This is a genomic window from Actinoallomurus acanthiterrae, assembly GCF_054775715.1.
The window spans coordinates 3,554,813-3,576,386 of record NZ_BAAHCO010000001.1; the positions used below are offsets into that span (position 1 = coordinate 3,554,813).

19 protein-coding genes are annotated in these 21,574 nt (G+C 71.5%); 15 read left to right on the plus strand and 4 right to left on the minus strand.

Annotated features, from left to right (window positions below):
* Positions 1–154 precede the first annotated feature (154 nt).
* Positions 155–2,194, plus strand: coding sequence for an APC family permease (locus ACYVF7_RS17340; RefSeq protein ID WP_460341108.1), 2,040 nt, complete (start codon positions 155–157; stop codon positions 2,192–2,194).
* Entirely contained in the window at positions 2,181–3,485 is a 1,305-nt protein-coding gene (locus tag ACYVF7_RS17345; RefSeq protein ID WP_460341111.1) for a class I SAM-dependent RNA methyltransferase, read from the plus strand. The genes ACYVF7_RS17340 and ACYVF7_RS17345 overlap by 14 nt, the downstream gene beginning before the upstream one ends.
* Positions 3,486–3,566: 81 nt before the next feature.
* On the opposite strand, the gene ACYVF7_RS17350 is transcribed toward ACYVF7_RS17345, so the two are convergent.
* Entirely contained in the window at positions 3,567–3,680 is a 114-nt protein-coding gene (locus ACYVF7_RS17350) for a DUF397 domain-containing protein (protein WP_460341114.1), read from the minus strand.
* Between the two features lie 446 nt (positions 3,681–4,126).
* Between ACYVF7_RS17350 and ACYVF7_RS17355 the strand changes: the two genes are divergently transcribed.
* From ACYVF7_RS17355 to ACYVF7_RS17370, 4 genes are all read left to right on the plus strand, one after another.
* On the plus strand, positions 4,127–4,360 hold the full coding sequence (locus tag ACYVF7_RS17355) for a hypothetical protein (protein WP_460341117.1): 234 nt from the start codon (positions 4,127–4,129) through the stop codon (positions 4,358–4,360).
* A gap of 201 nt (positions 4,361–4,561) precedes the next feature.
* Complete coding sequence (locus ACYVF7_RS17360; RefSeq protein WP_460341120.1) at positions 4,562–4,834, plus strand: hypothetical protein; 273 nt, start codon at positions 4,562–4,564, stop codon at positions 4,832–4,834.
* Between the two features lie 160 nt (positions 4,835–4,994).
* Positions 4,995–5,405: a PaaI family thioesterase gene (locus ACYVF7_RS17365; RefSeq protein WP_460341123.1), complete on the plus strand. Its 411-nt coding sequence runs from the start codon at positions 4,995–4,997 to the stop codon at positions 5,403–5,405.
* Between the two features lie 216 nt (positions 5,406–5,621).
* Positions 5,622–5,993, plus strand: a complete 372-nt coding sequence (locus ACYVF7_RS17370) for a hypothetical protein (RefSeq protein ID WP_460341125.1) — start codon at positions 5,622–5,624, stop codon at positions 5,991–5,993.
* A 376-nt stretch (positions 5,994–6,369) separates the two neighbouring features.
* Here ACYVF7_RS17370 and ACYVF7_RS17375 read toward each other — a convergent pair whose 3' ends face one another.
* Positions 6,370–6,588, minus strand: a complete 219-nt coding sequence (locus ACYVF7_RS17375; protein ID WP_460341128.1) for a hypothetical protein — start codon at positions 6,586–6,588, stop codon at positions 6,370–6,372.
* Positions 6,589–6,783: 195 nt separating this feature from the next.
* Between ACYVF7_RS17375 and ACYVF7_RS17380 the strand changes: the two genes are divergently transcribed.
* The 6 genes from ACYVF7_RS17380 to ACYVF7_RS17405 all read left to right on the plus strand — a co-directional run bounded on the left by ACYVF7_RS17380 (position 6,784) and on the right by ACYVF7_RS17405 (position 16,042).
* A complete protein-coding gene (locus tag ACYVF7_RS17380; RefSeq protein WP_460341130.1) occupies positions 6,784–8,778 on the plus strand; it encodes a hypothetical protein in 1,995 nt (664 codons plus the stop codon).
* Positions 8,779–8,814: 36 nt separating this feature from the next.
* Positions 8,815–9,744, plus strand: coding sequence for an LLM class F420-dependent oxidoreductase (locus tag ACYVF7_RS17385; RefSeq protein WP_460357963.1), 930 nt, complete (start codon positions 8,815–8,817; stop codon positions 9,742–9,744).
* Positions 9,745–9,811: 67 nt separating this feature from the next.
* Positions 9,812–11,506: a serine/threonine-protein kinase gene (locus tag ACYVF7_RS17390; protein WP_460341133.1), complete on the plus strand. Its 1,695-nt coding sequence runs from the start codon at positions 9,812–9,814 to the stop codon at positions 11,504–11,506.
* A gap of 77 nt (positions 11,507–11,583) precedes the next feature.
* Positions 11,584–11,931: a hypothetical protein gene (locus ACYVF7_RS17395; RefSeq protein ID WP_460341136.1), complete on the plus strand. Its 348-nt coding sequence runs from the start codon at positions 11,584–11,586 to the stop codon at positions 11,929–11,931.
* On the plus strand, positions 11,922–13,355 hold the full coding sequence (locus ACYVF7_RS17400; protein WP_460341139.1) for a 3' terminal RNA ribose 2'-O-methyltransferase Hen1: 1,434 nt from the start codon (positions 11,922–11,924) through the stop codon (positions 13,353–13,355). Before ACYVF7_RS17395 ends, ACYVF7_RS17400 begins: the two co-directional genes overlap by 10 nt.
* Positions 13,352–16,042 carry a polynucleotide kinase-phosphatase gene (locus ACYVF7_RS17405; RefSeq protein WP_460341141.1) on the plus strand — a complete coding sequence of 897 codons (2,691 nt, stop codon included), beginning with the start codon at positions 13,352–13,354 and terminating at the stop codon, positions 16,040–16,042. The genes ACYVF7_RS17400 and ACYVF7_RS17405 overlap by 4 nt, the downstream gene beginning before the upstream one ends.
* A 93-nt stretch (positions 16,043–16,135) precedes the next feature.
* Here the strand turns inward: ACYVF7_RS17405 and ACYVF7_RS17410 are convergent, their stop codons facing one another.
* Complete coding sequence (locus ACYVF7_RS17410) at positions 16,136–16,384, minus strand: helix-turn-helix domain-containing protein (RefSeq protein ID WP_460357966.1); 249 nt, start codon at positions 16,382–16,384, stop codon at positions 16,136–16,138.
* On the opposite strand from ACYVF7_RS17410, the gene ACYVF7_RS17415 reads away from it, so the two are divergent.
* The gene (locus tag ACYVF7_RS17415; RefSeq protein ID WP_460357969.1) at positions 16,274–16,597 is read left to right on the plus strand and encodes a zinc-binding dehydrogenase; all 324 of its coding nucleotides are present in this window, start codon (positions 16,274–16,276) and stop codon (positions 16,595–16,597) included. The two genes, ACYVF7_RS17410 and ACYVF7_RS17415, sit on opposite strands and share 111 nt — an antisense overlap.
* A 325-nt stretch (positions 16,598–16,922) precedes the next feature.
* Positions 16,923–18,083 carry a GDSL-type esterase/lipase family protein gene (locus ACYVF7_RS17420; RefSeq protein WP_460341144.1) on the plus strand — a complete coding sequence of 387 codons (1,161 nt, stop codon included), beginning with the start codon at positions 16,923–16,925 and terminating at the stop codon, positions 18,081–18,083.
* 52 nt (positions 18,084–18,135) lie between these two features.
* On the opposite strand, the gene gndA is transcribed toward ACYVF7_RS17420, so the two are convergent.
* Positions 18,136–19,560, minus strand: a complete 1,425-nt coding sequence (gene gndA, locus ACYVF7_RS17425; RefSeq protein WP_460341146.1) for an NADP-dependent phosphogluconate dehydrogenase — start codon at positions 19,558–19,560, stop codon at positions 18,136–18,138.
* A gap of 865 nt (positions 19,561–20,425) precedes the next feature.
* Between gndA and ACYVF7_RS17430 the strand changes: the two genes are divergently transcribed.
* The gene (locus tag ACYVF7_RS17430; RefSeq protein ID WP_460341149.1) at positions 20,426–21,517 is read left to right on the plus strand and encodes a sugar ABC transporter substrate-binding protein; all 1,092 of its coding nucleotides are present in this window, start codon (positions 20,426–20,428) and stop codon (positions 21,515–21,517) included.
* Positions 21,518–21,574: the final 57 nt, after the last annotated feature.

The window sequence follows — 21,574 nt, forward strand, 5'->3', positions numbered from 1 at the left end:
CCGGTGCCGTCCGCTTGGCTCCGCTTGACCTGATGAAACCTACACAGGCCAGGGTGTCCAGAGCACTTCCTGACCCGTCTTAAGGGCGGCACTTGCATTCATCCCCCGGGCTGGGTGGATCTCACGGCTCTGAGAGCGACTAGCCTTACCTGTCGTGTCGAAGGCTCCCGACCTCGTCAAGAGGCTCCTGCTCGGCCGGGCGCTGCGCAGCGCCCAGGCCCACGAGCAGACACTCCCTAAGACGATCGCCCTCCCGGTGTTCGCCAGTGACGCGCTGTCGTCCGTGGCCTACGCGCCCCAGGAGATCCTGATCGCCCTCGGCCTCGCGGGGCTCGCGACGTACCACTTCACGCCCTGGGTGGCGGGGGCGGTCATCGTCATCCTGCTCACCGTCGTGGCCTCCTACCGGCAGAACGTCCGGGCCTACACCAGCGGCGGCGGCGACTTCGAGGTCGCCACCACCAACCTCGGCAGCAACTCCGGCATCGTGGTGGCCAGCGCGCTGCTGGTCGACTACGTGCTGACCGTCGCGGTCTCCGTCTCCTCCGGGATCGAGAACCTCGGGGCGCTGATCCACTTCATCCAGCCCCACCAGGTCCTCGCGGCCATCACGGTCGTCGCCATCTTGACGATCATGAACCTGCGGGGCATCCGGGAGTCCGGCGTCGCCTTCGCGATCCCGACGTACTTGTTCATGCTCGGCGTCTTCGGCATGCTGATCTGGGGCTTCACGCGGCTGGCGTTCGGCGCGCACCTGGAGGCCGAGACCGCCCATCTGACGATCAAGGGGCCCGATCTCGGCATCGGCGGCTTCGCGCTCGTCTTCCTGCTGCTGCGCGCGTTCTCCTCGGGCTGCGCCGCGCTGACCGGCGTCGAGGCGATCAGCAACGGCGTGCCGGCCTTCCGGCCGCCTAAGGGCAAGAACGCCGCGACCACGCTGCTGCTGCTCGGCACCGTCGCCGCCTCGATGTTCGGCGGCATCGTCGCGCTCGCCTACATCACCAAGGCCAAGTTCGCCGATCCCGGGGTGAACACCCACCTGGTCAACGCCGCGGGCAAGGACGTCTCCGACCAGGACCCGGTGATCGCGCAGGTCGCCCACACGGTGTTCAGCAACTTCAAGCCCGGGTTCGCCTACGTCACGGTGATGACCGCCCTCATCCTGGTCCTCGCGGCCAACACCGCGTTCAACGGCTTCCCGGTGCTCGGCTCGGTACTCGCCCAGAACCGCTACCTGCCCCGCCAGTTGCACACCCGCGGCGACCGGCTCGCCTTCAGCAACGGCATCATCATCCTCGGCGCGATGGCGGGCCTGCTGATCTACGCGTACGACGCCTCGGTGACGTCGCTGATCCAGCTCTACATCGTCGGCGTGTTCGTGTCCTTCACGGTCAGCCAGACCGGCATGGTGCGTCACTGGAACCGCCTGTTGCGGACCGAGACCGACCCCGGCGCGCGCCGCCGGATGAAGACCTCCCGGGCCATCAACACCTTCGGCGGGTGCGTCACCGGCATCGTGCTCGTCGTGGTGCTCGTCACGAAGTTCCTGCTCGGCGCGTGGATCGCCTGCGTCGCGATGGGTGTCCTGTTCGTCATGATGCGGGGCATCCGGCGGCACTACGACCGCGTCGCCGCCGAGCTCGAGATCAGCGGCGAGGACGTCGCCCTGCCCTCCCGCAACCACGCCATCGTCCTCGTGTCCAAGATCCACCGCCCGACGATGCGGGCGCTGGCGTACGCGCGGGCCACCCGCCCCTCGACCCTCGAGGCGATCACCGTCGCGGTCGACCCCGAGGAGTCGCAGAAGCTCCAGGAGGAGTGGGACACGCGCGCGGTTCCGGTGCCGCTGAAGATCCTCGACTCGCCGTACCGCGAGATCACCCGGCCCATCCTGGAGTACGTCAAGAGCGTCCGCCGGCGCAGCCCGCGCGACGTCGTGACCGTCTTCCTGCCGGAGTACGTCGTGGGCCGCTGGTGGGAGCATCTGCTGCACAACCAGAGCGCGCTGCGGCTCAAGACGCGCCTGTTGTTCCAGCCCGGCGTGATGGTCGTGAGCGTGCCCTGGCAGCTCGCCTCGTCCGACCGCCTCAAGGGCCGGCAGGAGCCGCCGGCCCCCGGTTCCGTGCGCCGACCGTACGGCCCAGAGCAAGAAGTCGAATCGGAGGGGTCCCGTGCCGCCGGTGGAATCGTCTGAGTTGATCGAACTCCAGATCGGAGCGGTCGCCAACGGCGGCTGGTGCGTGGCCCGGCACGAAGGGCGCGTCGTGTTCGTCCGGCACACCCTGCCGGGCGAGCGCGTGCTGGCCCGCGTGACCCAGGAGACCAAGCACTTCCTGCGCGCCGACGCCGTGGAGATCCTCGAGGCGTCTCCCGACCGGGTGCAGGCGCCCTGCCCGTTCGCCGGCCCCGGCCGCTGCGGGGGCTGCGACTGGCAGCACGCCTCCCTGCCCGCCCAGCGCCTCCTCAAGGCCGAGGTCGTCAAGGAGCAGCTCCGCCGGCTGGCCGGCGTCGAACGCGACGTCGTCGTCGAGGAGGTGCCCGGCGCCCCCGACGGGCTCGGCTGGCGCACGCGCGTGCAGTTCGCGGTCCGCAGGGACGGCGTCGTCGGCCTGCGCAAGCACCGCTCGCACCAGGTCGAGCCGATCGACGAGTGCCTGATCGCGCACCCGCAGGTCGAGGCGCTCGGCATCGAACGCAAGCGCTGGCCCGGCGCGACCGGCGTCGAGGCCATCGCGTCCGCGGGCACCGCCGACCGCCTCGCGGTCCTGTCCTCCAAGGGCCGGGCCCGCGTTCCCCGCATGGACGCACCGGTACGCCTCGTCGGCGGCAGGCCGGACCGGTCCGGTCGGTCGGACCGGCCGGGTCGGCCGGACCGGCCCGGTAAGCCGGAGCGGCCGCCCTTCGTCCGCGAGGACGTCGCCGGACGGCTGTGGCAGGTCAGCGGCAGCGGATTTTGGCAGGTCCATCCCGGCGCCGCCGCGATCCTCGCCGAGGCGGTCGTCGAGGCCCTGGAGCCACGGAAGACCGACATCGCCGTCGACCTGTACTGCGGCGCGGGCCTGTTCGCGGGCGTGCTCGGAGAGGCCATCGGCCCGGGCGGCCTCGTGGTCGGGATCGAGTCGGACGCCCAGGCCGTGCACGACGCCCGGTTCAACCTCCGCGACCTCCCGCACGTCTCCGTGGAACGGGGCGACGTCGAGACCGTCCTGCAGGAGATCAAGTTCGGCCGCGGCGAATCCACCCTGAACCGCGCCGACCTCGTCGTCCTCGACCCGCCGCGCACCGGCGCCGGCCGCGACGTCGTCAAGCGCGTCGCCGAACTCGCCGGCCGCCGGATCGCCTACGTCTCGTGCGACCCCGCCACGCTGGCCCGTGACCTGGCCTTCTTCTCCGAACACGGCTGGACGCTGTCCGGACTGCGCGCCTTCGACGCCTTCCCCATGACCCACCACGTGGAGTGTGTCGCGACCCTGGTCAGAGGCTGAGAGATCCGCTGCCGCGCACCGCGGCCAAGGTACGGAAAGGGGCCGTCGGCGAGCGCCGGGGCCCCTTCTTCCTTCTCTGGACTACTCCTCGTCGGAGCGGATGGACAGCGTCGCAACTTCGACACATGAGCCCTTCGCGCTGCTGCGAATGCTCTTCCTCCAGGCAGCATCGGACAGGTCTTGGGGCGTTGGCATCGGTACGGCTTCCTATTCGGTAGACCTCACCGATCGGTGAGCATGTTCTCGCTGGGCTCGCGGCAGCGCCGACCAGATTCAGGAACGCCGCGGCCGAGGAACTGCGGCAGATCGGGGCGCCGACGTGACGGAGCCGCAGCGGCAGAGCGCCGCGTTCCGGTTGGTGCGCACCAACGTCAGTGTCGTCGGCCACCCGCCGCGAGTGTCAGACGTCCCGGCACACCATCGACCGCTGCGCGTGCCGGGGCAGGCGACAGCCGGGCGCGGGGCTGGGAATCCCACCCGGCGGTCTCCAAGACGCTGCGGCACCGGGGAGCAGACGCGAGCACCTGGGGTCATGGCCCTCGCCCGGGGTTGCAGGCCGAGAAACCGAAGAAAGAGAAGGACGGCAGCGTCTCGTGGTACAAGACAACCGTTAAGTGCTCCACCTGCAACGAGACCGGGAAATGCAGCTGACGACCAAGAACGAACGGTGCAATCTCGACCCATGCTCCTGGTGCGACCGCGACGACTGGGACTGCCGCTGGTGCCGCGGCACACGCCAGTGGCGTCCGGAGAAGCCCAGCCTGACCGCGACCGGCGCGATCGAGTGGATTCGCATCGAGGAGCCGTGCCGGATGTGCTGGGGCACCGGCAAGGAGCACGGCCCGCTGCCCGGAATGAAGCCCACGCGCTACTGACCCACAGCACGACGAAAGCCCCCGCCCTCTCCGAGATAGGGCAGGCGCGGGCTTCGCGCTGGACTGGGCGGCAGACGGCCGAGGCGCCACGACCCCGGCGCGGATGTCCGGGGCCGTGGCCACAGCCGGACACCCGGAACTCACCGTCCGGCGACCCGGCGCAGCACCGACCCGGCAGGGGGAGGTGTGAGAATGCCGACCATGGAGCGTGTCCGACTCGACGACGGAGTCGTCGTCCATAACTGCCTGATCTTCCAGGGCGGAGACGACTCGTGGTGGGCGACCCACGACCGATCGATCATGTGCTCCAAGGATCGGGACGAACTGCTCCTCCAGGTGGCCGCCGCCACCGGCAGGCGGCCGGACATCGACGACCTGCGTGGTCGTCTCGACCGGGCCATCGAACGTGCCGCACGTCAGCGCGCGGAGGATGAGATCCTGGAGGCTCGCCGAAATGGGCAAGGACAAGCGTGAGGACGGCGGAAGTAAGCCGCCGGGCACGCGCCGATGCTCCAGATGCGGCGGCCTGGGCGCGGTCACCGACGGGGCCGGACGGTCCACGTGCCCCGTATGCGAGGGCGCGGGCATCGTGCGGAATCCCTGAGCACGACGGCCGCCGGGAGATGATGGCGCCATGACGCTGAGCGCCACTGACGGCAACGCGATCCTCAAGGACAGCTTCGCCCCGTGGGTGCAGGACCTCGGTCTGGTCGTCGAGGAGATCGGCGACCTGCGGGCGGTGCTGCGCCTGCCCTGGTCGCCGCGGCTGGCCCGGGAGGGCGGCGCGCTGTCGGGCCAGGCGCTGATGGCCGCGGCCGACACGGCGACCGTGATCGCGGTGTCGGCGGCGCGCGGGGCGTACGTGCCCATGACCACGGTGCAGCAGTCCAGCACCTTCCAGCGCCCGGTGGTGGACATGGACGTGCTCGTCACGGCGCGGATCACCAAGATCGGTCGCACGCTGGCCTTCGCGGACATCGAGATGACCGCGGACGGAGCCGTCGCCGCCCGCGCGAGCACCGTGTACGCCCTCCTCGACCGATGACCTCCTGGCGCGCCGACCGCCGAGGATCATGAAATTCCGCGATCCATTTCGCCGGTTATTGCCGAGTTGTTGCTGTTCGGGGGTGCGGTGAGCTCGGAGAAAGGCCAGTGCGAACGCCCCGGTTGGAGGAAGCTGGCAGAGGGAGACCTGGCCGGTCACCGCCCGTCTCGGACCGGCGGCGACCGGGGGACCGGGTGGTGCGGAAGGGGGGATCCGGTGAACGACGAGACCGTCGGGGACGGGGCGTTCCAGGGCATCGTGATGCCCTGTCAGATGTGCCTCGGCAGCGGCGAGCTGGTCACCCTGCAGAAGGACCCCGCCCTGCTCCGGAGAGGCGACTGCCCGCAGTGCGACGGGACCGGGCACATTCGCATCCGCTGCACCCGCGACGAGGTCGACGAGGTCATCCGCAGCCTGCCGCCCAGCCGCCTGCTGGTCGCCGTCCGGCAGGCCCTCACCGGCGTCGGACTGTGCCCCGTGTGCTTCGGATGCGGAGTCCTCGCGTCGGTCGAGTGGGACGAGGACCAGATCCCCGTGCGCTACCTCGAGGCCGCCTGCCCGGCCTGCGAGGACCGCATGGGGCTTTGAGCCGGTACGCGACGTCCGTCCCGTCGGCCCCGGCCTCGCCGCCCGACGGCTGACCGCGTCGCACGACGGTCGGGCTCGTCGCTCGGCGGCCGATCCGCGTTGCTCGACGGTCGGGCTCGTCGCTCGGCGGCCGATCCGCGTTGCTCGGCGGCCGATCCGCGTTGCTCGGCGGCCGATCCGCGTTGCTCGGCGGCCGATCCGCGTCGCTCGGCGGCTGACCGCGTCGCTCAACGGTCGGGCTCGTCGCTCGGCGGTCGGGCTCGCCGTCAGACGCGGTGGGGCTCGTCGCCCGCCGTACCGGGTGGGTCGTCGGTGTCTCAGGGGCGACCGCGGCGCGGTGGCGCCAGGGTCATGATGTCCACGCCCCGCCCCCTTCTCAGGGCGCGGCGGGCGGGTTCTGTGCCGTCGTCGCCGGGGGTGCCAGGTCCGGGCGGTGAGTGTGCGGGGCGAGGTAGCCGGCGACGGCGGACAGGAGCGTGGTCGCCGCCGCGACGACCTCCGGGGGGACGTCGACGTGGGAGAGGTGCAGGATCCAGACGACGATCGTCACGAGGGCACCGGCGATCGCGGCCGCGGTCACCTTCTTCTCGGGCACGGTCGGCTCCTTCACGTGGGGGGCTGATCGAAAACTATCGCCGTGTGTCCCGGCCGTTCAGGATCTCTACGTGATCGCCCAGGTTTTTACCATCACGCTTTGTGACGACACGCCGACAGGCTGCTAGAAGCCCTCCCGGGGGTCGGTTACAACGGGTCGTTGTCAAATCATCCGAGCACGTCACGGGGGACAACGATGATCGACTTCTCTGGCCGCACCACGCGTGCCGGAACCCGGGGCATCGCGGCGGCGGCGGTCGTTTCGTGCTTTACGGTCATGCCGCAGCTCGCGTCTCACGGAACCGCGAACGCCGATGGGCCGGGGGGCTCGGCGTCGCGTACGCACGACCACCGGCAGGCGGGCCGGGAGCACGACACCCGGCAGGGCGGGCGGGAGCACGACGCCAGGCAGGGCGGGCGGGAGGACGTCCGGCCCGGCGCGCGGGAGCACGACGTGCGCACCGGCGGCAAAGAGAACGACGGCCGGCCCGGCGGGGGAGCCCAGGCCGACCACCGGACGGCGCCGGATGGGGATCAGGGCGCCTCGGGCCGGGAACACCGGTCGGCGGGCGTGGAGCGCGACCGCAAGGGGCGGCGCCTCCCACCGCGTACGCGGATCATCTTCGACACGCAGGCTCCGCAGGGGCCCGTCGTGCCCGGCCGGACCTACAGCTGGCCGTACTCCGTCACCAACACCGGATCCGCGCCGGCGAAGAACGTCACGTTCACCACGAGACCGAACCGCCACCTCAAGGTGGTCGGCACGCCGGAGAAGTGCCACTGGCGAGGCGGCCGGGACCTGATCTGCGACATCGGAGTCGTTCCCGGCGGGGGGACGAAGCGCGGCACGCTGACCGCGACGGTCGACCCGGACGCGCCGAACGGGCGGCCGCTGTCCAGCCCGGCCAAGATCTCGTGGCAGGGGCGTCCCGGGTCCACGGCGCGGGAGGCGGCGTTTCCGCCCGTGAAGGCGTCACGGGCCACCGACCTGGCGGTCACCGACAGCGCTCTGCCGGAGGTCGTACAGCCCGGGAGCGAGGTGCCGTACGAGATCTCGGTGACCAATGAAGGCCCCGTGACCGCTGAGGCCGTCGTGGTCCGGAGCTCCGTGGCGGGCGACCTGCTCGGCTCGCCCTGCGGTTCCCCGTTCGGTCCCCTGCAGACGCTCGCGGGGAAGATCGCGCCGCTGAAGCCCGCCGTCCCGGCGTGCGGGATCACGCAGGACAAGCCGCTGCGGACCGCGGGGGAGACGCCCGCGGACTCGCCATGCGCGGCTCAGACGGCGCATGCCGCGCCTCCCTGCTCCGCGCCGAACTCCGCCGGGCACGCCTGCGGCGCGTGCGCGGGCACCCAGGCTCCGGCGACCGGGCAGGCCTGTCATGCGTGCGGGGGCGCACAGGCGCCGGCGGCGGGGCAGGCCTGCCAAGCGTGCGGGGGTGCGCAGACGTCGGCGGCGGGGCAGGCCTGCCATGCGTGTGCGGGCGCGCAGCCTCCCGCGGCGGGGCAGTCCTGTGGCGCCTGCGCGGGACAGCACGAGACCGCCGCGCCGGCGTGCGGCGCCGCCGCTCAGGGCGCGTCGTGCGCTTCGTCGCCGGCGCGGGTCGCGGTCCAGCCCGGTAAGACCGACGCGGTCGGGGCCGAGAGCGGGATCCACCGCACCGGTCCGGCCGAGTCGCCGGTGGGCCCCGGGACCAAGGTCGACTCACCGACCCGGTCTGAGGGCACGGTGGAGATCCCGACCGGGCCTGGAAACAAGGCGGAGACCCCGGGCGGCGACACGCCCGTCGTCATCGGCAAGGACCGGAACCACTGCGTCACCCAGGGCGCCGGCTTCATCTGCCCGCTCGGTTCGATCCCGCCGGGGAAGACCCGTACGCTCCGGCTGGCCGTCCGCGCCCGGCCGCACGCTCACCCCGGCAGGTTCCGCTGCGTGAGCACGGTGGGCTCCGGAACGCCCGACGAGAACCCGGGGAACAACAGCGTGGCGTGCCACACGCGCAACGCCCGGCCGATCCCCGCACTGCCGCACCACGGGCGGCCGATCCACGCGCGGCCGGTGGGTGGCCACCGCCTGCCCCACACCGGCTTCCCGTACGGGACGGTCGCGCTGGGCGGTCTCGGGCTGGCCGGCGCGGGGCTGCTCCTTCTCCGGATCGGTCGCCGGCGGAGCGAAGAAGGTTCGATCCGGTAGTGCGCGAGGCGGCGGCGGAGTAGCAGGATGGAAGACATGCTTCTGCGGATCTTCACAGAGCCCCAGCAGGGGGCGAGCTACGACACCCTGCTTCGCGTCGCCACGGCCACGGAGGAGTACGGCTTCGACGCGTTCTTCCGCTCGGATCACTACGTGAAGATGGGGGATGTCAGCGGTCTTCCGGGCCCGTCGGACGCCTGGATCACGCTGGCCGGGCTGGCCCGGGAGACCCGGCGGATCCGTCTCGGCACGCTTGTGACCGCGGCGACCTTCCGGCAGCCCGGTCCGCTGGCCATCTCCGTCGCGAACGTCGACCAGATGAGCGGAGGACGCGTCGAGCTGGGGCTGGGCACGGGGTGGTTCGAGGAGGAGCACACCGCGTACGGCATCCCGTTCCCCAGCCTGGCCGAGCGGTTCGACCGGCTGGAGGAGCAGCTGCGGATCGTGACGGGTCTGTGGGAGACCCCCACCGGCAAGACCTTCTCGTTCGAGGGAGAGCACTACCGGCTGGCGGAGTCGCCCGCGCTGCCGAAGCCGGCGCAGCAGCCCCGCCCGCCGGTGATCATCGGTGGGGCCGGCGCCAAGCGCACGCCACGGCTGGCCGCGCGCTACGCCGACGAGTACAACGTGCCGTTCCACGGGCTGGAGGACACCCGCTCGGCGTACGAGCGCGTGCGCGCGGCGTGTGAGCAGGGCGGCCGGTCCTGCCAGTCGATGAGCTTCTCGGCCGCGCAGGTCGTGTGCTGCGGCCGGGACGAGGCGGAGCTCGCGCGGCGGGCCGACGCGATCGGCCGGAAGGTCGACGAACTGCGGGAGAACGGCCTGGCGGGCACGCCCGCCGAGCTGGTCGACAAGATCGGGAAGTTCGGGGAGATCGGCGCCGAGCGGCTGTACCTCCAGGTGCTGGACCTCGACGACCTGGACCACCTCGAGCTGATCGCGAACGAGGTCCTTCCGCAGGTCTGATCGCCTCGGCGCGTTGATCGTCCGGGATCCGCGATCCCGGACGATCATCCTGCGGCAGAATCCCGGCATGCCCTCCGCACAGCCGTTGAACTCCCTTGATCCCGCCGCCGTCGGCGGATACCGGCTGATCGGCCGCCTGGGCGCCGGAGGTCAGGGAGTGGTCTACCTCGGCGAGTCGCCGTCGGGCGAGCGGGTGGCGGTCAAGCTCCTGCGGTTCGGCGGCGACGCGCGCGAGCGCCGTTACTTCGCCAAGGAACTGGCCGCCGCGCGAAAGGTCGACCCGTTCTGTACGGCGCGGATCCTCGACGCCGACGTCGAGGGCGACCTTCCGTACATCGTCAGCGAGTTCATCGACGGGCCGTCGCTGCGCCAGGTCGTCCGCGAGGACGGGCCGCTGCGCGGCTCGGTGCTGCACCGCCTCGCGATCGGCACGGCGACCGCCCTCGTCGCCATCCACCAGGCGGACGTCGTCCACCGTGATTTCAAGCCCGCCAACGTCCTGCTGGGCCCCGACGGGCCACGGGTGATCGACTTCGGGGTGGCGCACGTCGTCGACGCCACCATCAGCGGCCACGTGATCGGCACACCCGCCTTCATGGCCCCCGAACAGCTGCGGAACGAGCCGCCGGGACGGGCGACGGACATGTTCGCCTGGGGCGGGACACTCGTGTACGCCGCGACGGGCCGGCCGCCGTTCGGCGAGGACCACCTCGGCGCGGTGGTCAGCCGGATCCAGCACATGCCGCCGGACCTCGGCGACTTCAACGGGCCGCTGCGGGAGATCGCGGCGGCCTGCCTGGACAAGGACCCCGCCCGGCGGCCGTCGGCGCGGCAGGCCCTGTCCTGGCTGCTCGGCGAGGAAGGCCCGAGGTCGTACGGCGGCGAGGCCCTGAGATCGTCCGGCGAGCAGGGGCAGCGGGCGTCCGGCAAAGGGGGCGGGCGATCGTCCGGCGAGGACGACCGGCGTTCGCCCGGCGGCGAGCGTAGGGCGGGGGACGAGCCCCTCCCAGGGGACTCGGGCATGGCGGCCCTCGGCGCCACGATGTCCGTCACGGTTCCGGGCTCTGCCCCGGCCCATCGGTCCGGGCCGGAGGAGGGCGGGTGGTCGACCGTCCTGGGGGCGACGCCACCACGTCGGGCGCGGACGCTGCTCGCCGTCGGTGGCGTCGTGGTCTGCGTGGCGGCTCTGGCGGTCGCCGCCGCGACCCTTCTTCCGGGGAGGTCCCGTCGCGGCCACGCCCCGATCTCGCCATCACCGACGCCCGCGGCGAACCTCACGTGGTTGGACACGCTCGGCCTGCCGCTGCGCACCGGCTGGACCGTCGCCGACACCGGGACCGGACGGCACGTGCTGACCCGACCGTGCGCGAAGCCGAAGGCGGACTTCTTCGAGACGACGTGCACCGGGTTCTGGGTCATGGGCCCGAAGCAGATCAGCCTCGCGTCGGAAGGCTTCGGCAGTTACCGGGCGGGACGCCAGATGTACTACCCGTCCTCCGGTGCCGAGCCGTGCCCGGGCCTGCCGAGCGCCTTCATCGTGACGCCGCAGAAGCCGAGCTTCACCGAATCGCGGCAGATCGGTGGGCACCCGGCGACGTACAGCGAGTACGTCGTCGACTGCGTCGACCAGGCGGATCCCAAAAAGACGGTCAACGGATACACCGAACGTGAGTGGTACGTCGCCGATCGGCAGGTCCTCATCGTCGACGTCGCCTCCGACCCGGACGTTCCGGACGTCCTCGCCAAGGCGTCCTGGCGCTGAACGGGACCCAGGCTGTTCATTCTGATCGGACGGTCAAGATCGGTAAACGTCACTGATGAGTCGCGCGTCGATCAGCCGTGATCAGAATCGATGTACGACGAGGAAACGCCGCCATCGCCGGGGCGCTGCTCCTGAGCGCCGCCGCCTGCGGAGGCTCCGGCGGGTCGCACCCGTCCCAGCCCGACACGACACGGCCGGCGGCCGGGGACATCGCGGCGAAATCAGGGGCCGAGATCCTCGCCGCGGCGAAGGACGCGCTGGTCCACGCCCGCTCCGTCCGTATCAAGGGAACGATGAACCTGGACCAGGGCTCCATGTCCATGAACATGCGGGTCGGGCACCCGCCCGTCTCGGCGGAGCCGGGACCGGGAAAACCGGTGGGGGATATGCCGCGACATCCGGAACACTGTGCCGTGTGCTGCTGACGATCACGACGACCGCGCGCCCGGCCACCGACCTCGGGTACCTGCTGGTCAAGCATCCCGAGCGCGTTCAGGCGTTCGAGCAGTCCTTCGGCACGGCGCACGTGTTCTACCCCGACGCGTCGCCGGACACGTGCACGGCGGCGCTGCTCCTGGACGTCGACCCGATCAAGCTGGCGAAGGCCCGCAAGACGCCCGATCTCTCGCTCGGCCAGTACGTCAACGACCGGCCGTACGCCGCGTCCTCCCTCCTGGCCTCGGCGATGGCGAACGTCTTCCGGACCGCGATGCGGGGCACGAGCCGGGACCACCAGGAGCTGGCGGAGACGCCGATCCCACTGACGATCACCCTCCCGGCGCTGCCGTGCCGCGGCGGTCCGGACGCCGCGCGCCGGCTGTTCGAGCCGCTCGGCTGGCGGGTGGAGGCTCGGTCGGTCCCGCTCGACCCGGAGTTCCCGCAGTGGGGTGACTCGCGCTACGTGACGCTGACGCTCGAGGGCGAGCTGCGGCTCTGTGACGCGCTCAACCAGGTGTACGTCCTGCTGCCCGTCCTCGACGAAGCGAAGCACTACTGGGTCGCCTCCGACGAGGTCGACAAGCTGATCCGGGCGGGGGAGGGCTGGCTGGCGGCACACCCGGAGCGCGGCCGCATCACCCGCCGCTACCTGGCGAACCGGCGGGGCCTCGTCCGTACGGCCCTGGCCCGGCTCGCCGACGCCGACGACGCGCCGGAGGACGCGCTCGACCGCGACCCGATCGACGAGGAGCCGCCCCCGGCCGATCCCACGGCCGCCGAGCCGGGTGCCGCCGAGCCGGAGACGGAGGCGGCCGTCCCGCCGGTGCCGCTCGCCGAGCGCCGGATCCAGACGGTGCTCGACGTCCTGCGGGCCGAGGGGGCGCACACGGTCATCGACCTCGGCTGCGGCTCCGGAAGGCTGCTGTCCCGCCTGCTGCAGGACCCGCACTTCCAGTTCGTGACCGGCACGGACGTCTCACCGCGGGCGATCACGATGGCCCAGCGGCGGCTCGCCCGCCTGCCGCGTCCGCAGGAGGAGCGCCTCAACCTGTTCACCGGTGCGCTCACGTACGCCGACGACCGCTTCCACGGCCACGACGCGGGGGTGCTGATGGAGGTCATCGAGCACGTCGACGTGCCGCGGCTGCCCGCCGTCGAACGCGTCGTGTTCGGCGACGCGCGGCTCCGCGTCGTGGTCGTCACGACCCCGAACGCCGAGTACAACGTGCGCTACGAGGGGCTCACCGGCTTCCGGCACCCGGACCACCGGTTCGAGTGGACCCGGGCGGAGTTCCGGGAGTGGGCGGAGAAGGTCGCCCGGACGTACGGCTACCAGGTTCGGTACGTCCCGGTCGGCGACGAGGATGGTGAGGTCGGCCCGCCGACCCAGATGGGGGTGTTCAGCCGATGACGGAGCTCAGGATCCCGGAGATGGCGCTCGTCGTGCTGGTCGGCGTGTCGGGCTCCGGCAAGTCGTACTTCGCGCGCCGCCACTTCGCCCCGACGCAGGTCGTCTCGTCCGATTACTGCCGGGCGGTCGTCTCCGACGACGAGAACGACCAGTCGGCCACCGTCGACGCCTTCGACCTGCTGCACCACATCGTGCGGACCCGCCTGCGGCGTGGCCTGCTCACGGTCGTCGACGCGACGAACGTCCAGCCGCGCTCTCGCGAGCAGCTCGTGCGGATCGCCAAGGAGCACGACGTGCTCACCGTCGCGATCGTCCTGGACGTCCCCGAGTCCGTCGCGATGGAGCGCAACGCCGCCCGGACCGACCGCGACCTGCCGGACCACGTCGTCCCCCGGCAGCGCCGGGAGCTGCGCCGTGGCCTGCGCGCGCTGAACCGGGAGTTCAAGCGCGCGTACGTGCTGGGCGGCGAGGAGATCGACCAGGCGGTCGTCACGTACGAGAAGCCGTGGCCGGACCGGCGGCACCTGACCGGCCCGTTCGACCTGATCGGTGACGTCCACGGCTGCCGGGCCGAGCTGGAGGACCTCCTCACCGCGCTCGGCTACGCCGTCGAGCGCGACCCGCTCGGCCGTCCCGTGGGCGCCGCGCACCCCGAGGGCCGTACCGCCGTGTTCCTCGGCGACCTCGTCGACCGAGGGCCGGACACTCCCGGCGTGCTCCGCCTGGCCATGGGCATGGTCGCCGCCGGGACCGCGCTGTGCGTCCCCGGCAACCACGAGAACAAGCTCGTCCGCGCCCTCAAGGGCCGGCGGGTCACGGTCGGCCACGGGCTCGCGGAGTCCCTCGATCAGCTCGCGAACGAGCCGGAGGAGTTCCGCGCGGAGGCTCTGGCCTTCATGGACGGCCTGGTCAGCCACCTCGTCCTCGACGGAGGACGCCTCGTCGTCGCGCACGCGGGGCTGAAGGAGGCCTACCACGGGCGGGCGTCGGGCCGCGTACGGTCGTTCGCCCTGTACGGGGAGACGACGGGGGAGACCGACGAGTACGGGCTGCCGGTCCGCTACCCCTGGGCGAACGACTACCGGGGCGCGGCCATGGTCGTGTACGGGCACACGCCCGTGCCCGAGCCGGAGTGGATCAACAACACGCTCTGCGTCGACACCGGCTGTGTCTTCGGCGGCCGGCTGACCGCGCTGCGCTACCCGGAGAAGGAGCTCGTCGCGGTCCCGGCCCGTCAGGTCTGGTACGAGCCGGTCCGCCCGCTCGCGGACGAGGCCACGGTCCCCGGGACGCACCGGGAGTCCGGCGTGCTGCGCGTCACCGACGTCCAGGAGGCGGTCGAGACCCGGCTGATGGGACGCGTCAACGTCCGGGACGACAACGTCTGGCCGGCGTTGGAGGTCATGAGCCGGTTCGGGGTCGACCCCCGCTGGCTGGTGTACCTGCCGCCGACGATGGCGCCCACGCCCACCTCCGCGCTCGACGGCTTCCTCGAGCACCCGGCCGAGGCGTTCGAGGCGTACCGGAGGCAGGGCGTCACGCGCGTGGTGTGCGAGGAGAAGCACATGGGCTCGCGGGCCGTCGTGGTCGTCGCCCGCGACGCCGCGACCGCCGCCGCCCGCTTCGGCGTCGACGACGGCACCACCGGGGCGGTCTACACGCGGACCGGCCGGCCCTTCTTCCCGGACCCGGCGACGACGGAGGAGTTCCTGGAGCGGGTCCGTACGGCCGCCGGGGGCCTGTTCGAGGAGCTCGAGACCGGGTGGCTCGTGCTCGACTGCGAGCTCATGCCGTGGTCGGCCAAGGCCGTCGAACTGCTGCGCACGCAGTACGCCGCGACCGGCGCCGCCGCCCGCGCCGCCCTGCCGATGGCCGCCGACGTCCTGGACCGGGCCGCCGCGCGCGGCCTGGACGTGGGAGCGCTGCGCGACCGCGTCACGCGCCGCTCCGTGAACGCGGAGCTGTTCCGGGACGCGTACGCCCGCTACTGCTGGCCCACGGAGGGGCTGAAGGGGCTGCGTCTGGCGCCGTTCCAGGTGCTGGCCGCGGAGGGCCGCGCCCACGCCGAACGGGACCACCTCTGGCACCTGGCGATCGCCGACCGGCTGGCCGCCGCCGACGGGGAGCTGTTCGCGGCGACGCGGTCGTACGTCCTCGACCTGTCCGGCGACGAGTCCGCCGCGATCGCCTGGTGGACGGAGCTGACCGCGGCCGGCGGCGAGGGCATGGTCGTCAAGCCACTGCCGCCGGACGGAGACGGCGGGTCTGGGCCGACCGGCCGGGGCGCGGACGGCGGCTCGGTGCAGGCCGGCCCGGACGGGCACGGCGGATCCGGGCCGACCGGCCGAGGCGCGGACGGCGGGTCTGGGCCGACCGGCCGCGGCATGGACGGCGGCTCGGTGCAGGCAGGCCTGGACGGGCAGCGCCGTCTCGTACAGCCCGGCCTGAAGTGCCGCGGGCGGGAGTACCTGCGGATCATCTACGGGCCGGACTACACCGAGCCGGAGCACCTGGACCGGCTGCGGCAGCGGTCACTGGGCCGCAAGCGGTCGCTCGCCATGCGGGAGTACGCCCTCGGCCTGGAGGCCCTCGACCGCCTGGCCGCCGGAGAGCCCCTGTGGCGGGTGCACCAGGCGGTGTTCGGCGTGCTCGCCCTCGAGTCCGAGCCGGTCGACCCACGCCTGTGATCAGGGCTCGATGGTGGCCTGCCACCATCGAGCGGCGGGGGCGGTCCGGTGGGTGGCCGTGCCGCGTGGACCGCCTGGGTCGGCCCCGGACTCCTACTCTCTGACCGCAGCCGAAAAGTGCCGACCCGCATCCTGGGCGGACGCGGCGACCAGGGCAGGGAGCAGGCCGGGGAATCGGTCTTCCATCTCGTTGGCGCGGAGCGCGTTCATCTTGGTCGTTCCGACGTAGTACTGCCGGATCACCCCCGCTTCGCGCAGCACGTTGAAGTGGTGAGTCAGGGTCGATCGCGACACGGGGGTGTCGAAGGTGCCGCAGCTCTTGTCCTCGCCGGCGTCGGCCAACTGGGCTACCACCTCGCGCCTACCGACGGTCGGCGGCGCGTCGCCGCGGTCGAGTTCGTCCGCGATGGGCTCGCGAAGGGCGAGCTGACCCCGATCATCGACCGGACCTTCCCCTTGGACGCGATCGCGGACGCGTACCGCTACCTGGAGGCCGGCGGGCAGGTCGGCAAGATCGTTGTCACTGTCACGCAAGAGGACGGGGCGTCGTCGTGAAGTACGGCTTCATCATGTTCCCCACCCGCGAGGCTCGGCCCTGCCCACGCCCGGCGTTGCGCCCTCACGGGGCTGGCCGGCGCCGGCGTCGCATCCTCCGCAGCCGCCCGGCGTCGCGATGTCGACCTCGGCGCCGACCCGGCCCTCGCCGAGGCTCGCGACCACCTCATCGCACGGGCCGCGGACTGGGGCGGCCTCTGACCCCTGGCGGCCCTGCTCTGGCGGCGGACCGCACGGGAGACCGCTGGCGATCTTCCGCGTGGCCCTAGGAGGTCGTACGTTCGACACGGCCGCTGTCCGCGGCCCGGAGACGAAAGGTGGATCCATGGCCCCTGCCGACGTCCCTCTGCTCGACGGCCCCGTTGACATCCGAGGCGCGCTCGACCTGGAACGCACCAAGGCCGGGCTGCGGCCCTGGCGGCTGCCGAGCTGGACGAGGCCGCAGTTCCCCACCCCCTTCTGCGAGAACGTGGTGGCCCAGCCGTCCGGCGTGCGCATGGTCTTCGCAACCGAGGCGACGGCGCTGGAACTCGACGTGCTCATCACCAGGTCGATGAACGAGGCCGTCGGCGAGGCGTGGCCGGGCGGTGTGTTCGAGCTCGTCGTCGACGGCACGCCGGCCCAGCGGGTCGCCACTCCGGACGGCAACGTGCTGATCCTCGACCCGGCCGGGGTGAAGCCGCCCGAGATCGTGCCGGGAGAGCCCGCCACCGTACGCTTCGGGCCGCTGCCGCCCGGCCGCAAGCAGGTGGAGATCTGGCTGCCGCAGAGCGCCCAGGTCGAGCTGATCGCGCTGCGCGCCGACGGGCCGGTGGAGCCGCCGGAGCCGGACACCCGGCCGCGCTGGTTGCACCACGGGAGCTCGATCAGCCACTGCGGGGAGGCCGACAGCCCGCTGGGCACCTGGCCCGTCGTGGCCGCGCACGCCGCCGACGTGAACGTCCTGAACCTCGGGTTCAGCGGGAACGCGATGCTCGACCCGTTCACGGCCCGGACGATCCGTGACCAGCCCGCCGACTGGATCAGCCTCAAGCTCGGCATCAACGTCGTCAACGCCGACGCGATGCGGCTGCGGGCCTTCGAACCGGCGGTCCACGGTTTCATCGACACCGTACGGGAGGGGCACCCGGACACCCCGCTGCTGGTGGTCTCGCCGATCCTGTGCCCGATGGTCGAGGACCGGCCGGGCCCGACCTTCCCCGTCATGGAGGACGGAGTCCTGCGCTTCGACACGGCGGGCGACCCGGCGCAGCTGGCCGAGGGCGCGCTGAGCCTCTCGGTGATCCGGGACGCCCTGCGCCGGATCGTCGCCCAGCGCTCGGCCACGGACCCGAACCTGCACTACCTGGACGGCCGGGAGCTGTTCGGTGAGTCGGACGTCGCCGACCTGCCCGACGCGCTGCATCCCAACGCCGCCGGGTACCGCCGGATGGGGGAGCGCTTCGCCGCGTTCGCCTTCGCCGACGACGGACCGTTCGCCCGCTGACGCGCGACCGCCGCCGGCGTCCGTACGGAACGCCGGCGGCCGGTCGACCCGCTCAGTCGGCGGACACCTCGCGGCCGTCCTCCGACCAGAGGGTGTGGAAGACGCCGTCCCGGTCGGTGCGCCGGTAGGTGTGCGCGCCGAAGTAGTCGCGCAGACCCTGGATCAGCGAGGCCGGGCCTTTTTCACGGCGGAAGCCGTCGTAGTAGGCCAGCGCCGAGGAGAACGCGGGTGTGGGCACGCCGAGCTCCACGGCCGTGCGCACGACCCGGCGCCAGGCGTCCTGGGCGCCCGCGACGGCGTCCCGGAAGTAGTCGTCGAGCAGGAGGTTCGACAGATCCGGGTCGCGGTCGTACGCGTCCTTGATCCGGTTGAGGAAACGCGCCCGGATGATGCAGCCGCCCCGCCAGATCGTCGCGAGCGTGCCCGGCTCGACGTCCCAGCCGTACTCGTTGGACGCGGCGCGGATCTGCTCGAAGCCTTGGGCGTAGGCGACGACCTTCGAGGCGTACAGCGCGTCGCGCACCGCGTCCACGAAGTCCGGGTCGACCTGCCCGCCGGCCGGGCCCGGCAGGATCTTCGACGCCTTGGTCCGCTCGTCCTTGCGCGCGGACAGCGCCCGCGCGAACACCGCCTCGGTGATCGCGGTGACGGGAACGCCGAGCTCCAGTGCCGACTGGGCGGTCCAGCGGCCGGTGCCCTTCTGCTCCGCCTGGTCGAGGATGACGTCCACGAGCGGCTTGCCGGTCGCCGCGTCGGTCTGCGCGAGCACCTTCGCGGTGATCTCGATGAGGAACGACTCCAGGTCGCCTTCGTTCCACTGCTCGAAGACCTGCCCGATCTCCGGGGCGCTCAGCCCGGCGGCGTGCGTGAGCAGGTCGTACGCCTCGGCGATCAGCTGCATGTCGGCGTACTCGATGCCGTTGTGCGCCATCTTGACGTAGTGTCCGGCGCCGTCCGGGCCGATGTAGGCGCAGCAGGGAGTGCCGTCGACCTGCGCCGCGATCGCGGTGAGGATCTGCTCGACGGGCTCGTACGCCTCGCGCGGGCCGCCCGGCATGATGCTGGGCCCCAGCAGGGCGCCCTCCTCGCCGCCGGAGATCCCGGCGCCGACGAAGTGGAGGTCGTGCTCGGCGAGCTCGGCGACGCGCCGCCGGGTGTCCGCGTAGTGCGAGTTGCCACCGTCGATGATGATGTCACCGGCTTCGAGCAGCGGGATGAGGTCCTTGATCACGGCGTCGACGGGCGCGCCCGCCTTGACCATGATGATGATCCGGCGGGGCCGGTCGAGCGCGGCGACGAACTCCTCGAGGGAGTAGGCGGGCGTGAAGTCGCCCTCGTCTCCGTGGTGTTCGATGAGCTGCTTGGTACGGCTCTCGGTCCGATTGTGCACGGCCACCGGGAACCCGTGGCGCGCGATGTTGCGTGCGAGGTTCTGGCCCATGACGGCGAGCCCGGTGACACCGATCTGGCTACCCATGAAGACGACACTAGCCAGCACGGCCCACCGGGGGTCCCGCCGGGCTCGGCCCCGTGTCGGCGGCGGGCGCGGCCGCCGGTGATCCGGTGGGGCGCCGCCCTCATCTCGATTTCCGGGCGATGTTTCGATTCGGCGTTCCCTTATTCGGTATGAATCGGCCACCCGAATTGCCGGATGTCGTCCCCCTTTGGGGAGAAGTCGACCCTGGTTTGGACCGCTTTCAATGGGCGTCCTCGTTGTCGCGGCCGCGGTTCGCTGCGCTTTCTCGGCAATCCTTTTCCCGGCATCGCGCCGACGCGGCGTTCTTGACCGATAAAGCCCTTGGTGGCGGCCGTGGAGGCACCGCTCCCCGTGCCCGCTCCCGCCCGCCGATTCCGGGCCTGGCCATTTGTTTTCGGTCCTTTTCGGCGCCGCGGGTCCCGTTCGCGATCATGAAACACCTTTCGGTATCCGTGTTGCGACCGTGTGACGGCTCCGTGAACGGCCCGTGACGGCACCGGTCGAGCACATTCGATGTCGCGTCCGGTAGGGACCAGATGCTCAATTTCGACCGCGCGACCCGGGACCCTGGGCCCATCGTCCCGCCGGGCCCGCGAGGGTCGCCGGTGATCGCCCGCCGGGGCGGTGGCCGCCGTACGAGGGTCAAGATCATCTTTTCGGCTGCCGCTGGGGCTTGCGCGAGTTAGTGATGATCAAGATGCCTATGTGTAGCTTTGTGGCTTCTTAGCGTTATGTGACGACCAGATATCGATGTCGTAACCGTCATATTTCTCCGGCTTCCTCCCTCTATACGAACTGATGGGCGCGGAATACGTTGTGCGCCCAAACAAACCGTTCCTGGGGACCCACCGAAGAAGGTGTCGACGTGATCTTGAAGCGCACGGCATGTATCGCTGCGATCGCGGCCATGGCGACCGCCGGCCTGGCTGCCTGCGGTAGCAACAGCGACGACGGAAAGAAGTCCGGCGGCACGAGCAAGTCGAAGGTCGGCAAGATCGGCGTGATCCTGCCGGACACGAAGTCCTCCGTCCGCTGGGAGAGCTTCGACAAGCCGCTGCTGGACCAGGCGTTCACGCAGGCCGGCATTCCTCACATCATTCAGAACGCCCAGGGCGACAAGCAGCAGATGCAGTCCATCGCGGACCAGATGCTGACGCAGGGCGTGACGATGCTCGCGATCGTCAACCTCGACTCCAACTCCGGCGCGGCGATCGAGAGCAAGGCCAAGCAGCAGGGCGTCCAGACGATCGACTACGACCGTCTCACGCTCGGCGGCTCCGCCGACTACTACGTGTCCTTCGACGGCGTCGAGGTCGGCCGGGTCCAGGGCCAGGGCCTGCAGAAGTGCCTGGGCAACAAGAAGGCGAACATCGCCTACCTCAACGGCTCGCCGACCGACAACAACGCCACCCTCTTCAAGCAGGGCGCGCACGAGGTGCTCGACAAGGTGACCGACTACAAGAAGGTCGCCGAGCAGGACGTGCCGGACTGGGACAACCAGCAGGCCGTCACCATCTTCGAGCAGATGTACACCCAGCAGAACGGCAAGATCGACGGCGTGCTCGCCGCCAACGACGGCCTCGGCAACGCCGCGGTGTCCGTCCTGAAGAAGAACAACGTCGCGGGCAAGGTGCCCGTGACGGGTCAGGACGCCACCCCGCAGGGCCTGCAGAACGTCCTCGACGGCACGCAGTGCATGACCGTCTACAAGCCGATCAAGCAGGAGGCCGACGGCCTCATCCAGGTCGTGACCGCCCTGTCCAAGGGCCAGAAGCCGCAGACCAACGGCACCTCCAACGACCCGCAGGGCAAGCGGCAGGTGCCGTCGATCCTGCTCAAGCCGATCGGCATCTACAAGGACAACGTGAAGCAGGTCGTCAGCGACGGCTTCGTCAAGATGGCCGAGCTGTGCAAGGGCGCCTACGCCGCGAAGTGCAAGGCGGCCGGAATCCAGTGAGTGCGGAGGGGCGCCCGGGTCTCGCCCGGGCGCCCCTTTCCGCCTCCCGAGGGAGTG